The organism is Pauljensenia sp. C0254C2 (genome assembly GCF_056583835.1).
In genome coordinates this window covers 145691-160197 of record NZ_JBWPJO010000005.1, presented here as the reverse complement: position 1 = coordinate 160197, position 14507 = coordinate 145691, and the positions used below count along the sequence as shown (strand labels likewise).

At 60.9% G+C, this 14507-nt stretch carries 13 protein-coding genes; 10 read left to right on the top strand and 3 right to left on the bottom strand.

The annotated features are described in order from the left end of the window. The first annotated feature begins 3 nt into the window (after positions 1-3). From dacB to AC1DA5_RS05615, 10 genes are all read left to right on the top strand, one after another. Entirely contained in the window at positions 4-1437 is a 1434-nt protein-coding gene (gene dacB / locus AC1DA5_RS05660) for a D-alanyl-D-alanine carboxypeptidase/D-alanyl-D-alanine endopeptidase (protein ID WP_257590306.1), read from the top strand. A 93-nt stretch (positions 1438-1530) separates the two neighbouring features. Then, positions 1531-2418, top strand: a complete 888-nt coding sequence (locus AC1DA5_RS05655) for a zinc-dependent metalloprotease (protein WP_083314334.1) — start codon at positions 1531-1533, stop codon at positions 2416-2418. Beyond that, a complete protein-coding gene (gene tilS / locus AC1DA5_RS05650; RefSeq protein WP_162272398.1) occupies positions 2408-3652 on the top strand; it encodes a tRNA lysidine(34) synthetase TilS in 1245 nt (414 codons plus the stop codon). The genes AC1DA5_RS05655 and tilS overlap by 11 nt, the downstream gene beginning before the upstream one ends. A gap of 136 nt (positions 3653-3788) precedes the next feature. Further along, positions 3789-4355: a hypoxanthine phosphoribosyltransferase gene (gene hpt, locus AC1DA5_RS05645; protein ID WP_058237226.1), complete on the top strand. Its 567-nt coding sequence runs from the start codon at positions 3789-3791 to the stop codon at positions 4353-4355. A 54-nt stretch (positions 4356-4409) separates the two neighbouring features. Continuing rightward, positions 4410-6515: an ATP-dependent zinc metalloprotease FtsH gene (gene ftsH / locus AC1DA5_RS05640; RefSeq protein ID WP_257590305.1), complete on the top strand. Its 2106-nt coding sequence runs from the start codon at positions 4410-4412 to the stop codon at positions 6513-6515. Beyond that, on the top strand, positions 6512-7081 hold the full coding sequence (gene folE / locus AC1DA5_RS05635) for a GTP cyclohydrolase I FolE (RefSeq protein WP_058237224.1): 570 nt from the start codon (positions 6512-6514) through the stop codon (positions 7079-7081). The genes ftsH and folE overlap by 4 nt, the downstream gene beginning before the upstream one ends. Then, positions 7078-7902: a dihydropteroate synthase gene (gene folP, locus AC1DA5_RS05630; RefSeq protein WP_058237223.1), complete on the top strand. Its 825-nt coding sequence runs from the start codon at positions 7078-7080 to the stop codon at positions 7900-7902. The genes folE and folP overlap by 4 nt, the downstream gene beginning before the upstream one ends. An 8-nt stretch (positions 7903-7910) precedes the next feature. Further along, entirely contained in the window at positions 7911-10010 is a 2100-nt protein-coding gene (folB, locus tag AC1DA5_RS05625; RefSeq protein ID WP_092648810.1) for a dihydroneopterin aldolase, read from the top strand. Next, a complete protein-coding gene (locus tag AC1DA5_RS05620; protein ID WP_070725333.1) occupies positions 10007-10495 on the top strand; it encodes a DUF3180 domain-containing protein in 489 nt (162 codons plus the stop codon). The genes folB and AC1DA5_RS05620 overlap by 4 nt, the downstream gene beginning before the upstream one ends. Positions 10496-10596: 101 nt before the next feature. Next, complete coding sequence (locus tag AC1DA5_RS05615) at positions 10597-11265, top strand: hypothetical protein (RefSeq protein WP_070725335.1); 669 nt, start codon at positions 10597-10599, stop codon at positions 11263-11265. 18 nt (positions 11266-11283) lie between these two features. Here the strand turns inward: AC1DA5_RS05615 and disA are convergent, their stop codons facing one another. Genes disA through AC1DA5_RS05600 form a run of 3 tightly spaced genes read right to left on the bottom strand, consistent with a single transcriptional unit; the run spans position 11284 to position 14476 of the window. Then, positions 11284-12354, bottom strand: coding sequence for a DNA integrity scanning diadenylate cyclase DisA (disA, locus tag AC1DA5_RS05610; RefSeq protein ID WP_092648809.1), 1071 nt, complete (start codon positions 12352-12354; stop codon positions 11284-11286). A gap of 38 nt (positions 12355-12392) precedes the next feature. Then, positions 12393-13763 carry a DNA repair protein RadA gene (radA, locus tag AC1DA5_RS05605; RefSeq protein WP_092649142.1) on the bottom strand — a complete coding sequence of 457 codons (1371 nt, stop codon included), beginning with the start codon at positions 13761-13763 and terminating at the stop codon, positions 12393-12395. Between the two features lie 44 nt (positions 13764-13807). After that, positions 13808-14476, bottom strand: coding sequence for a potassium channel family protein (locus AC1DA5_RS05600; protein ID WP_058237217.1), 669 nt, complete (start codon positions 14474-14476; stop codon positions 13808-13810). Positions 14477-14507: the final 31 nt, after the last annotated feature.

The window sequence follows — 14507 nt, the reverse complement described above, 5'->3', positions numbered from 1 at the left end:
GCAGTGGGCGATGTCTACGATGTCGTGCCGGGCCTCCTGACGATCTCCGCGCCAGTTCAGGCCGTCGCGCCACCAGATCTGGCATCCCAGTCGGGGCTGAACATTCCCGATGCCACCGGCCAGTCTGATGGCCAGTCATCGACTCTGAACATCACCGATTCTGCCTCAGCTCCCGCTCCCACCGCCGCGCAGATCCAGACCTTGTGGTCACCAGTTGCGCAGGCCGCGCAGGAGGGCAAATGGAAAGCGTGGGCAGTGGTGATGGATGCGCTGACAGGGGAGGTGCTGCTCGACGCTGACGGCACGGGCGTGCACGTGCCAGCTTCGACAGCAAAAATCCTCACCGCAACGACAATCCTGACGCACATCGATGCGAACACCCGCCTGCGCACCGAAACCTTCCTGACCGACACAACACTGCACTTGTGGGGCGAGGGCGACCTGCTGCTGTCTTCTGACGAGGGCGACCCGACCGCCATCGATGGCCACGCAGGGCTGGCTGACCTGGCTCGCCAGACAGCAGACGGCCTGAAGGAACGCGGCGTCACCTCGGTGACCTTGAACTGGAACAACGACATTTTCGACGGCCCGGCACGCCTGAGTGCGTGGACGACGCAGGAAGTGGCTTCCTACGAAGGTCAGGTCGGCGCATTCGCGATCGACCGCGGCGCCTACGGCTATGCGCGATTTGATCCCACCTTCGATCCTGGACGGGACGTTGCCACCACGTTCGCCGAGCACCTACGCGACGAAGGAATTACCGTCGAACTTGGATCTGACGGTGATTCCACACCGCCACCAACCGTCAGCTCATCCGACACCGCGTCGTCGGGAACCACTACAGCAGATGCACCCGCTCAGGCAAGCAAGTCCGATGAACTGGCAGTCGTGTATTCGGCGACGCTCGGGCAGCAGATTCGCACGATGCTGCACGACTCTGACAACACGCTGGCCGACCAACTGTGCAGAATCGCAGCGCGCCGGGCTGGATATGACGCGAGCTATACAGGGTCAACGCAGATGGTGTCCGATACGATCGCCACGATGGGAATTGACACAACCGGCCTGTCCCTTGAGGACTGCTCCGGCCTGTCGAGCAACGACCGCTTGACGGGGCACATTTTGGTCGACACGCTCCACGCGAGTATGACCTCCGAAAACTCTCAGGTGCGTGACGTCATTCGATTCCTACCGTGGGGAGGACTGGAAGGAACTGTTCGGGCACGCTTCCCCGACACCCCGGCAGGCGGGAACCTGCAGGCCAAAACGGGATCCCTGTCTACTGTGTCCACGCTGGCAGGAGCGGTCAGCACTGCTGATGGTCGTCAGCTTCTGTTCGCCATCGGGCACGACAATGTTCCAAACGATGGTGCGTACTCCACTCGACCGATTCTGGACGACTTCGTAGCCGGCCTGGCCGCTCTTCGAGCTCAGTGATTCTGACGCCTCGCCTCGTCGGAAAATTGCATGCAGCCGGCACACATGCCGCACCTTTTAGCCAGCGCGCCGCCAGGTCGGTAGGATGACACCATGAATCGGACAGCACAATGGCACCGCTTGGGGCGCCTCATGTCCAGCGCGACCCTGGCCGGCCCGACCGTCAGCCATTCAGCTGCAGCGGCAACAGTAGGCAGACTACGCAGAGCAATTTCACGCACCAACCCCCTGCTTGCTGGCTTATCCAGCCTTCCCGAAGCTGCCGAGCACGTGGCTTCAGCGCCCGTGCTGATCGTGGATCGCCGCGCCGCCGTCCAAATCATTTCCCAGATCACCGACCAGTTCATTACCGCCGGACTGGACCTGACTGACCAGGCCCCCTCATCGCGATCCTTCCTTGCATCGCCTCTGACTACCCTGAGCGAAATCGGCGTGCTCCGCACCGTTGCGCCGCACGTGAAAGGAATTTGGGACCCATTCGGACAGCGACGCATCTTCATCGCACCCTCCGTTCTTGAAGCCGCCCAGCGCGGCACACTCGACCACAAGGATTTCAGCTCATGGGTAGCGATCCGTGCCGGACTGTGGGGCATCCTCTTCTCAGCCGCACCCTGGCTGCGTGACGAGCTGTCAATCACTGCCGCGAAGTTCCCCTCGTCCACAGCGCAGCTGGCCCGATTGGTCATGATGATGGACGGGATCGTGCGCGCGCAGATGGAACAAATTTCTCCGCGCCAGATCTCCTCGGCACGCTGGATCCGCAACAATGCGCCTGAGTCTGCCGGCATGACTGGGTTGATGGAGCTGCGGCGCCTGGGCGCATCCGTGCGTTCTATTGAGGCAGAACGCCAGGGAGCGTTCTCCTTTGCCCGCCACGTCGTCCTCGATGGTCAGGTCGCCACACTGTTGTCTGACCGTACCCATATGCCCACGCGCGAAGAGCTTGTCTCCTACGAATCGTGGCGCGACCGTGTCGTGTGAGTCCCGCGCCTCACAACTGGTTGGCTCGACCCCGACAGGTGCCGTCCGGCGATTGTCGCTGGCAACACGCCGCTGCCTGCAGCAGATCATAAACGAGGGCGTCCCGACCGCCGTTGTGGTTGGAGTATCCGGCGGACCAGACTCCCTGGCCTTGTTGGTAGTCGCCACCGACCTGTGCAGACGGTGGAATATCCCGGTAGCCGGTGTTTACGTTGATCACCACATTCGGCCTGAATCCTCCAACGAGGCCCGCCATGTGTATGACGTGGTGCAGTCTGTGGGCGCACACCCGGCAATTATGGATGCTGACATGGAGGCGTATCGCGAAGGCGGACCAGAGGCTCGTGCACGTTCGGCGCGGCGGGACGCCCTTGTCCGCTATGCGACGCAATGGGCACGAGAAAGCGGCACGACAGCAGCGACGATTCTTCTCGGTCACACAATGGATGACCAGGCCGAGACAGTAATGCTGCGCCTGGCCCGCGGATCGGGTGCGCATTCTTTATCTGCTATGCGCAGGCGTGACCTGATGGAATGTGGTGGGGTAGCGATCACGTGGCTGCGGCCCCTGCTTGATCAGCGTCGCGTTGATACTCACCAGGTGTGTCGGGATCTGAAGCTCGCGTGGGTCGATGATCCGACCAATGCGGTCGATGGGCCGTGGCGTGCATCTGATGGCAGTGCGCTGCGTCGTGCTGCAGTGCGCCAGTGGGCACTGCCTGCTCTGGAACGTGCGCTGGGAGTTGATCCGATTCCGGCGCTTGCGCGAAGCGCCGACATGCTCGGAGAAGATGACGCCTATCTCAGCGCACAGGCCGGCGACCTGTTCGATGCGTGTGTGCGCGAAAGCGAGGGAGCTCGAGACGGACGGTCGTCGGAAGCTGAGGGCGTCCGGGGTGCAGAACGCGGGCAGGTAGATGCCTGTGAGCAGTCAGAGGACAATGACAGTGCTCGCGGCAAAGCTTCGCGTGGCCGCGGGCGACACTGGATCGTTGACTGCACCAAGTTGGCAGACCTGGCAGCTCCTATCCGCAGGCGCGTTTTGCACCGACTCCTGGCTCAGGTGTCGAACTCACCAGGTTCCGTCTCTTCTGTCCACGTCAGGCAGCTTGACGAGATGGCGCTTAGCGGCGCTCACGGGACCCGTATCGACGTGCCGGGTGGGCACGCGAGGGTGGAGCGGTCCGGACCTCGTCGATCGATGCGACGCCTGATCGTGGAACGTGTCGAGTGAAGGCGAATCGCCATCACCGCTGGGGTGGTGCAGCAAGTCAGCCGATAGCGAGACTGCCCACGTTGAGTGTCACCTTGAGCGCGAAATGTGGCACTCTTGGACTATTAGTCGTGTAACCGAGAGGAAGACCAGGCGCGTGGACGCTCAAGACATGGGTGAAGACCTCGAGAAGGTTCTCTTAACCGAGCAGCAGATCAGCGACAGGCTCGAGGAAATGGCGGCGCAGATTGACGCCGACTATGAGGGCGAAGAGATCTTGATGGTTGGTGTGCTGCGCGGCGCCATCATGGTGATGGCGGACCTGTCACGCAAGATTCACTGCCCCCTCGAAATGGACTGGATGGCAGTGTCGTCATACGGTTCCGGTACTCGATCATCGGGTGTGGTGCGGATCCTCAAAGACCTCGACACTGATGTTCACGGCCGTCACGTCCTCATCGTTGAAGACATCATCGACTCTGGACTGACACTGTCGTGGCTCAAGGACAACCTGGAGACGCGGGGAGCGGCCTCGGTGAAAATCGCAACCCTTTTGCGCAAGCCGGACGCGGTGAAAGTCGATGTCGATGTGACATATGTGGGATTCGATATTCCCAACGAGTTCGTCGTGGGATACGGACTCGACTTTGCTGAAAGCTACCGCCACCTGCCCTTCGTCGGCACCCTCGCACCTCACGTGTACGGCGGGACCGAACGGCACTGAGGCCGCGCGCGACCATCACGGAACTGACAAGAATATTCGGTAAAGGCAACTGCAGTGGCTGAAAAGAAAAAGAAGAAAATCAACTGGCTGTACGTGATCATCCCCGTGCTCGCGGTCATCATTCTTGCCTCCATGCTCGGAAGACTTTTCGGACCGTCAACTGTTGACACCTCTGAAGGGCTGAAGATCCTTGAAGGCAACACTGTTGAACGCGTCATGGTCAATGACTCGACCCAGCAGATCAACCTCACGTTGTCCGAGCCGTACACGCACAAGGCAGTGGACGAGATGGACCGCGAGCGCAACTTCGGGACCCAAATCTCCTTTACCTACGTGCGCGCCCAGGCTGATGACATCTTGTCAACGGTGAAGGATCTGGAGCCGACGAAGGGGTGGAACGCGTACTACCCGCAGCCCAGCGCCTGGATGACGATGCTGCAGCTCTTCTTGCCGGTCCTGCTGATTTTCGCTCTGATCTGGTTCTTCGCATCACGCATGATGGGCACACGCATGATGGGCAGTTTCGGCCAGTCCCGCGTGCGCGAAATCAACCAGGAACGCCCTGATATCACATTTGATGATGTGGCCGGTGAAGATGAAGCCGTTGAGGAACTTGAAGAGATCCGTGAGTTCCTGGTCGCACCAGAAAAGTTCCATAAGGTCGGTGCGAAAATTCCGCGTGGCGTCATGCTGTACGGGCCTCCCGGAACAGGTAAGACACTGCTTGCCAAGGCAGTTGCCGGCGAGGCCAACGTGCCGTTCTTCTCCATTGCAGGCTCGGAGTTCATGGAACTGTATGTCGGCATGGGTGCCAAGCGTGTGCGCGACCTGTTTGATAAAGCCAAAGAATCGGCTCCTGCCATCGTTTTCGTCGACGAGATTGATGCAGTTGGGCGTCATCGCGGCTCCGGCATTGGCGGTGGAAACGATGAACGTGAGCAGACGCTGAACCAGCTGCTGGTTGAGCTCGACGGCTTCGATGAACGCACCAACGTCATCTTGATTGCCGCGACGAACCGACCTGACGTCCTCGACCCTGCCTTGCTGCGTCCGGGGCGTTTTGATCGCCAGATCGCAGTGGAGGCACCGGATCTGAAGGGCCGCGCTGCAATTCTGAAGGTTCACTCTCACGGCAAGCCGATGACGGACGATGTGGATCTGCAGCAGATCGCCAAACGCACCCCCGGTTTTACCGGCGCTGACCTGGCGAACGTGCTCAACGAGGCCGCATTGCTGACGGCCCGCTCGAATGCGGACCTCATTGACAACCGCGCGATCGACGAGGCCATTGACCGCGTCATCGCCGGCCCGCAAAAGCGTACCCGAGTGATGAATGATCACGATAAGGCAGTCACTGCCTACCATGAGGGTGGCCACGCGCTGTGCGCGGCGGCACTGCGCTATACGGATCCGGTGACAAAGGTGACGATCCTGCCGCGTGGACGCGCACTGGGCTACACGATGGTGATGCCGACTGAGGACCGTTTCAACAAGACACGCAACCAGCTGCTTGACGACCTCGTGTACTCGATGGGTGGCCGCGTTGCTGAAGAGCTGGTATTCCGTGACCCCTCGACAGGTGCCGCCAACGACATTGAGAAGGCGACGCAGTCCGCGCGTGCGATGGTGACGGATTACGGCATGTCGGATCGTGTCGGCCTGGTCAAACTCGGCCAGTCCAACACGGACCCGTTCGTGGGTCGCGAGATGGGACGAGGTGAAGGACGCGACGTGTCCGAAACACTGGCGGGCATCATTGACGAGGAAGTGCGCCGGCTCCTAGATGACGCGACGCGTGAAGCGTGGCAGATCCTGACGAAGAACCGTCACGTCCTTGACGACCTGGCGCAGCGCCTGCTCGACGAGGAAACCCTCAACGAAAAGGAACTGGCTCAGATCTTCGAACCTGTCATCAAGCAGCCGGAGCGAGAAGTCTGGAACTACCAGGCGGACGCTGCGATCGAAGGTGCCCGTTTTGGTGATCCGATCGGCGTGAACACCGAGGAGCCGCCCACCCAGCAGGCTCCCACCCTCGCCCCTGACACTCACGGCGAGCCTGCCTCGTCAACCCCGACGCCGGGGTCGACCACTGCGGGTGAACCCGTGGCACCACCCTCGACGGGCCCAGCAGCCGGCCCAGAGGCGGGGACGCAGCACTGATGTATGACCAAGCTGGTGTCGAACAGGCAATTCGCGACCTTCTGGTGGCAATTGGGGAGGATCCAGAGCGTGACGGGTTGAAAGACACACCTGCACGCATGGGCCGCTCCTTTAGGGAACTGGTCGGCGGCCTGGCTGAAGATCCGCGTGAGCACTTGCGCACGACCTTCACAACCGGGACGAATGAAATGGTGCTCGTCCGGGACATTGAGTTCTTCTCACTGTGCGAGCACCATCTGCTGCCCTTCCACGGCAAGGCCCACGTTGGCTACATCCCCTCTGACGGCACAGTCACCGGATTGTCGAAGCTGGCACGCCTTGTTGAGGGGTACGCACGCCGGCCCCAGGTGCAGGAACGCCTGACAAGTCAAATTGCCGACGCAATGGTGGAGATCCTGCACCCGCAGGGCGTTACCGTCATCCTCGAGGCCGAACACATGTGTATGACAATGCGCGGAGTTTCCAAGCCGGGCTGCTCCACCGTGACATCAGCGATGCGCGGCGTCATGAACAATGCCGCCACCCGCTCAGAGATGATGGCGCTGGTCATGAGGGGGCGGCCATGACTGAAACCGGGCGCACACCTTTACTTCCAGATGGGATGACACTTCCGAGCGACCGCACCCTCGTCATGGGGATCCTCAACGTCACGCCCGACTCTTTTTCAGATGGCGGCCAGTGGAACGACACCGACCGTGCTCTCGATCATGCACACGCCATGCTCAACGCCGGTGCAGACCTCATCGACGTGGGGGGAGAATCAACACGGCCGCACTCTCAGCGCATCTCAGCTGACGAAGAATGGGACCGCATCGGCTCGGTCATTACTGCTTTGGCCGCCGAGGGGGTCGTTGTCTCCGTGGATACACTCCACGCCGCAACTGCCAGGCGTGCCGGCGAGGCGGGGGCAGCCATTATCAACGACGTGTCGGGAGGCTGTTTCGACCCGGATATGAATGACGTTGTGGCCAGCACCGGCTGCGCGTATATCGTCCAGCACTGGAGAGGCCTGCCGGGTACCACTGGTGAATCATTCGACTACACCAATGTGGTCGAGGACGTTATCGCTGAAACGTGCGCACAGATCGACAAGGCTGTGGCTGCAGGGGTGGCACCCGAGCGAATCATCTTCGATCCAGGTTTAGGATTCTCATTGACGAACGAGCAATCATGGCTCATCGTCGACCATATGGAGCGCTTGAACGAATCCGGCTATCCTGTGCTCATCGGAGCGTCGCGCAAGCGTTTCCTCGCCCACTCACATCCAGACGGGCCGGACGCAGCTACCCTTGAGGTGACGCGTCAGGCGATTGAGGCGAATATGTGGGCGGTGCGCGTGCATCACGTGGACGATCATGCCACGATGGTTCGAAGCACTTGCCGCTAGGAGGAGAGATGGCACGGAAGCTGGACATCATCACCTTACGAGGCTTGAGCGCAGCCGGACGGCACGGAGTATTCGACTCCGAACGCGAATCAGAACAGCCTTTCCACGTTGACATCTCCCTGTGGGTAGACACCACTGAAGCAGCCCACTCCGACGACATCGACCAGACAGTGTCCTACGCGGACATAGCTGAAGAAGCAGTCGCCGTTTTGTCCGGGCCTTCCGTGTCCCTGCTCGAAACACTGGCGCAGCGCGTAGCCGATGCCGCTCTGGCGCATCCGCGCGTCGAAGGCGTGGAAGTGACCGTCCATAAGCCGATGGCACCGCTGGCCCAGCAATTCTCGGATGTCCTTGTCACGATTCGCCGCGGCACGTGCGATGAGGCACCGCTGCATGTCGAAACGTTGCAGCGAGCCGATGAAGTTGAGGATGCTCGCGGCCCCCTCGAAAAATCCAGTCCGACATTGCCGCCCCTGCCACCGGTGCCCGCATCGTTGGTGCAGCGTCCGGTAGCTGACAACACCTCCGCTGTACGTGAGCATCCGGGCGAGGCTAAGACAGCCGGCAGCTCTAACAGGAGAGTGGACTACGCGATAGTGCTGCCACCGCGTCGCACCTCCACCTACCAGCCTCACGGACTGGATGATGCCGCGCAAACTCGTCACGTTGTCCTTGCTTTGGGCGGCAACGAAGGCAATGCGCCCGTCACGCTGGCCGCCGCCGTCGGCAAGCTCATTGACTTGGACGGTTTTGAAGTTGATAACGTGTCGCCGCTGCTGCGTACTCAGGCAGTCATTGACGAGGGGACAGCCCCGCAGCGCGATTACTGGAATGCCGTTGTGCTTGGACGCACGACGCTCGACGCTGAAGAGCTGCTCTTACGGTGCCAGGGCTTCGAAGCCGAGTTGGGCAGAGTGCGCCACGAACACTGGGGGCCGCGCACAGTGGACATCGACATCGTCACCGTGGAAGGCACGACGTGCCATACACCCACGCTGACCCTGCCTCATCCATACGTACATCAGCGCGCGTTTGTCCTTGTTCCCTGGAATATGGCCGATCCGCTCGCGGAACTGGTGGATGCGCACGGCAATGCCACATCCGTTGCTCAACTCGCATTAGCTGCACCGGATCGCAACGGAATACGCGATGCGGTGACAGACTGGTTGGACGATCCAGCCAGCGTCATGGACGAATCGGATCGTGTCCTTGCCTCACAGGTGGATGAACCGCTGTCGAAACTTGATCTGTTGCCACCGGAATCCAAGATCGGGCTGCGTCCCAGCGAATCTGGTACGGATGTCCTGTGGCGCAATCTGTGGAAACAGTGGCAAAGCTCGCCCCTCGACAATTCTGAACGCCATGAACAGGCCGAAGCGCCTGCCCAAGCGTCAAGCGACGTGCCCACCGACGTGTCAGCCGACGCTTTACCAACGCCGCCTGCGCCCAGTGACGCAGCAAGGCGCGAGCAGGAAGACGTGCCCGCTGAAGCGCCAGTCGACGAGCCAGCCGACCTGCCGGCCGACCAGCCAATCAACGAGTCAGCCGATGAGCCGCTTGCCGCCGACGAACCAGTGGCCGGGTCGCAGCAGGGCGGATACGAATTGCCGGAGCCACCCGTTGCCTCCACGCGTGAGGATATGTCGGACACATCGGAGATCATGATCCCTTCATCCCTGCTTCGGCGCCGCTCTGTACGGTGGGTGCCTGTGCGTTCGGAGCACAACTCAGGCGAGGGGAAGCGCGCCTACACCGACGCTGAATCTGATCCTGATGCCGGCGCCGATGATCCTGTGCCTGAGGGCGATACTCGTGGTAGACGAGGCGCAGCCTCTCGGAGTACGAGCCGACGCGGGAAGGCGCATGTTCCTGCGCTGCCGGACTGGAATTTCCAGTCTTCCTCCCCGGCGCGCATTATCGACGATGCGGACGAGGCGCCCGTGCGGCGCCGTTCAATCCTCGATCCACATATCGCTGACCAGTTCCCACATGGGCCACTGCCAGACGATGAGACAACGACCACTTCGGTGGTGCGTGGACGAACAGTGCGACCGACGGTGACGGGGCATATCCCTGTCATCAGGCGCGATGAGGGACAGGCTCAATGAAACCTGTGTCAGTCGCTCACCTCATCGTTATCGCTGTGGTTTCGGCTGTATGTGGTGCGGTGGTCAACTCCCTGCTCATCCAACGTGGGCTCTCACCCCTTCTGGTGTCCTACTTCCTGGCGATCCTGTATCTGCTGATCTCCGCACTACTGGGCTACTACGGTGTGTTGGTGCGTCGGTGGCGCGCACGCAAGAGTGACAGGATCGACGCACTGACCGCTGCTCGCGTGGCCGTCACAGCCCGCTCCTGCGCATATGTGGGGTCAGGTTCTGTGGGTATTTTTGTTGGCATCCTTCTGCCGTGCCTGGCGCGCATCGACGCACCCGCAATGCAGATGTGTGTGACGCGATCACTGGTCGCCGCAGTGGCGGCCTTGGTATTGACTGTGATCGCATTGATTGTTGAACGCTGGTGTGTTGTGGACATGTCAGATGACGACGATTCAAATGCGTCGCAGGCCTCACGGTCAGCAAGCCCCGCGTAGACACACACCGAGCACTGCAAGCGCCGCGCAGGCACGCTCATGAGTGACGAACCGGCGTGGCACCGGCTTCCCATCGAGCCTGGAACGGTAGCGTCGTATTTATGAAGTCATCTGTGCGTCGCCGTCGTAATCCGTGGCCGCGCCGCATCATTTCGACCACGGTGTTGCTCCTGATCGTTGTGGCGCTTGTCGCGGGCCTTGTGACGCTCATCTCTCGAGCGATCGGACCGGAAAGCCGGCGGGCAGGGCAGGTGCAAACAGCGGTGCAGTCCGGTCAGACCGCACACGCGCAATCGGGCGACACATATGCACAGTCGGGCCAGGGTTCACAGTCAGGTGCCACCGTCGGCGGTGTGCCTGTGTGCGACCCGCAGTCATTTCAGGCCACCATCGCCCTTGGCGCATCGCCAGTCCTGATCGGGCAGGGCACCTCGTTCGACGTCACGTTCACCAACAAGAGCAACCGTCAGTGCTTCACGACTTTCGATCAGGCAGGTCTGCTGGTCGACACAGGTGGGTACACGGTATACGACACGACCTCATGTGAATCCCAGTCAGGGCAGGTCCCATTGCTGTTCGGACCTCATCAGTCATGGACGGGGCACATAGCCTGGGATGGGCGAATCTACGACGCATCCTGCCAGGCCGTGGACACTGACTCCGATGGGAAAGCAGATATCGCGGATGCCGGCGGGTACACGGCGCGACTCTCATTCGCAGGTCGCGTCCTGACAAAGACACCCTTGACGTTCGAGGTGCGCTATGAGTAAGTGCCGATGTTCCTGGTGCTACCAGCCGACGATTCCTGACAGTGCCATAGCCTGCTGACGTTCCAGATTCTCCACGATCAGACCAGCGCGATACGGGCCAATGCCTTCAATGCGTTGAAGATCTTCCGTACTTGCTTCGCGCAGTTCTGACAACGATGTGAACTCTGAAGCGATCACCTTAATGATGCTCCACGGCAGATGGGGAACCATCGACAGTGCGCGTATGCCGCGCGGCTGAATGGCGTTATCCAGGTCAGACATGTCGGCAACGTGCAGTCCCAGAACGTTTGCAATGGCAGTCAGATCGACCAGCTTGTCACCCTCCAGGGTGGACAGGTGTGATTCGGCGCGCGCAATTTCTGACGTGTGCCGGATGTAGTCGCGCAAAACCAATGCACGTTCAGAGGCAGAGCCGCGCACCAGGTCATCCACCTGCAGGGCGAGGAGACGCCCATTGGAGCCCAGCTCTTCAAGATACCCGTTGATTTCAGAGGTGATGCGCCTGATCATCTCCATGCGTTGCATCACCGTGGCAACATCACGCACCGTTGCAGAATCGCGCATCTCCAAAATCGTCAGGGTCTGCAGGACCTCGTCGAGGCGCTGCGAATAGCGGTCCAGAGTATCCACAGCCAGATTTGCTCGCGACAACAGTGTTTCCGGCTCGTCGACCGAGTGGTGCAGTGCGCCGACATAGATGGAGATCAGACGCATGGATGCCGACAGTGACAGCACGGGCACGCCAGTCTGGCGTGCGGTGCGTTGCGCAGTGCGATGACGCATACCTGATTCATTGGTGGGGATGGACGGATCAGGAAGCAACTGAACGTTGGCTCGCTTGATGCGCCATGAATCGGCCTCGAGAATCACTGCGCCATCCATCTTGCACAGTTCGCGCAGTGCCGAGGCGGAAAACTCGACATCGAGTTCGAAACCACCCGAACACATCGCTTCAATCTCAGGAGTCATCCCCATGACAATGAGAGCACCGGTGTGTGAACGCTGGATACGATCCAGCCCCTCACGCAAAGCGGTGCCAGGAGCGATCGCCTGAAGCGCGCCACGCAACGTCGCCTCATCGGATGTCATCGCGCACCTTCCTTCTTTCAAGTCACCCTACCTGCAGTCTACGGCAGTCCGACACGAACGCCAGTGGCTAGATCACTGACCGGAAAGATTTCGATACCGTCGACGGGCCGAACGTCGTCAGCTCCGCGCGCAGGGATAACAGCGTGCGTCAAACCCAGACGCGCTGCCTCTTGCAATCTGCGTTGTACTCCCACGCACGCGCGTACCTCACCGGTCAGACCCACCTCACCGAAAACGACGAGGTTATCCCTCAGCGGCTCGCCACGGTAGGCCGACACGATTGACAGTGCACACGCCAAATCGACCGCAGGCTCGCTGGCTTTCGCGCCACCTACCGTCGACACGTAGACATCTTCCGACGACGTGTCCAACCCCAGGCGCGCCTGCAAAACCGCCAGAATCATGGCGACACGGGAATGATCCACTCCGGCGGTTGTCCTGCGTGGCGATCCGCCCGCGCTCGCAGCGACCAGCGCCTGCACTTCCAATGGCATCGGTCGGCGCCCCTCCAGCGTGATCGTGGTGCACGAGCCAGGCACATGCAGCCCGTTCGATGACAAGAACAGGCCGGACGGGTCAGCAAGCCCGCGGATGCCCGTATCGGTCAGCTCAAAACATCCGACCTCATCGGTCGGCCCGTAGCGGTTCTTCACAGCGCGCAGCAGACGCAGGCGATTGTGCCGGTCACCCTCGAACTGACAGACCACATCAACGAGGTGCTCCAGAATGCGTGGGCCGGCAATGCCGCCATCCTTGGTGACGTGCCCGACCAACAGCACAGGCATGTTGCGTTCCTTGGCCAGCCTGATCAGCGCCGCAGTGACCGCACGAACCTGCGTGACACCGCCTGCCGCACCCTGCTCATCGCGTGAGTAAGCCGTCTGAACGGAGTCCACAATCAGCAGTGAAGGAGATTGCGCTTGAACGTGACCGGCGATCACGGCCACGTCAGCCTCGTCAGCAAGCAGCAGGGCATCATCCAGTGCGCCGATACGGGCTGCGCGGTTGCGCACCTGGGAAGCGGACTCCTCACCCGTGATGTACAGAACCGGCCCGTCACCATTGCGCCGCGCCAGCGCGGCGGCGCGTGAGGCAACATCGAGCAAAAGCGTCGATTTACCCACCCCAGGTTCACCGGCCAGCAACACCACCGCACCGGGGACAATTCCACCGCCAAGGACACGGTCAAGCTCACTGACGCCTGTCGATCGGCAGTCAGCGGCGTGAGCGTCCACCTGCACAATGGGCTGAGCTTGACGCGAAGGCGTGGCGGTAGCCGGCAGCAGCGCGGAGGGACGGCCAGCTTCTTCCAGTGTGCCCCACTCATGGCACTGACGACACTGACCGACCCACTTCGGGGACGTCCATCCGCACTCAGTGCATTCGAAGGTGGTTTTGTCTTTCGCCATGGTCACACGATAAAGGTCGTCATGTGCATCTGGAGACCTACCGCTCAGGGCCTGTGGGCGAAGTGCTCAAGCAGCATCGCATCGCCGGACACGATAATGATGTCCTCCGGGTTGATGCGTGTGGACGAGTCGGCGTATTCGAAGGGCTTACCGGGGCGCATCACACCGAGCATGTTGACGCCGTACTGTGCGCGAAGATCCAGCTCTGCCAGGGTGAATCCCTGAATTTCCTGAGGCGGCCGCAGCTTCATGATGGCGAAGCCCTGCTTATCCATTTCGATGTAGTCAAGCATGCGGCCACCCACCAGGTGCGCAGTGCGCTGACCGGCATCAAATTCGGGGTAGACCACGTGGTGTGCGCCGATGCGTTTGAGGATGCGTCCGTGTTCACGTGAGATGGCTTTCGCCCAAATCGAGGGGATCTCAATATCAACCAGGTTGGCAGTGATGAGCACGGACGCTTCCAGCGAAGAGCCGATCCCGACAACTGCCGACGCAAACTCGCGTGCGCCGAGCTGTTCGAGCGCCTCCGCATTGGACGCATCAGCTTCAACCAGCGGGATACGACCCGCAAATTGCTGGACGCGTCGTGGATCCTTTTCCACACCGAGAATTTCGTGCCCGAGCCGATCCAACGTGGCGGCAACGGCTGATCCGAAGCGTCCCAGCCCGATCACCAACGTGCCGGACGCGAGCGGTTTTTCTTCTGCCATAGTGGTATTGTCCCACAGCGCCGGGATGAAC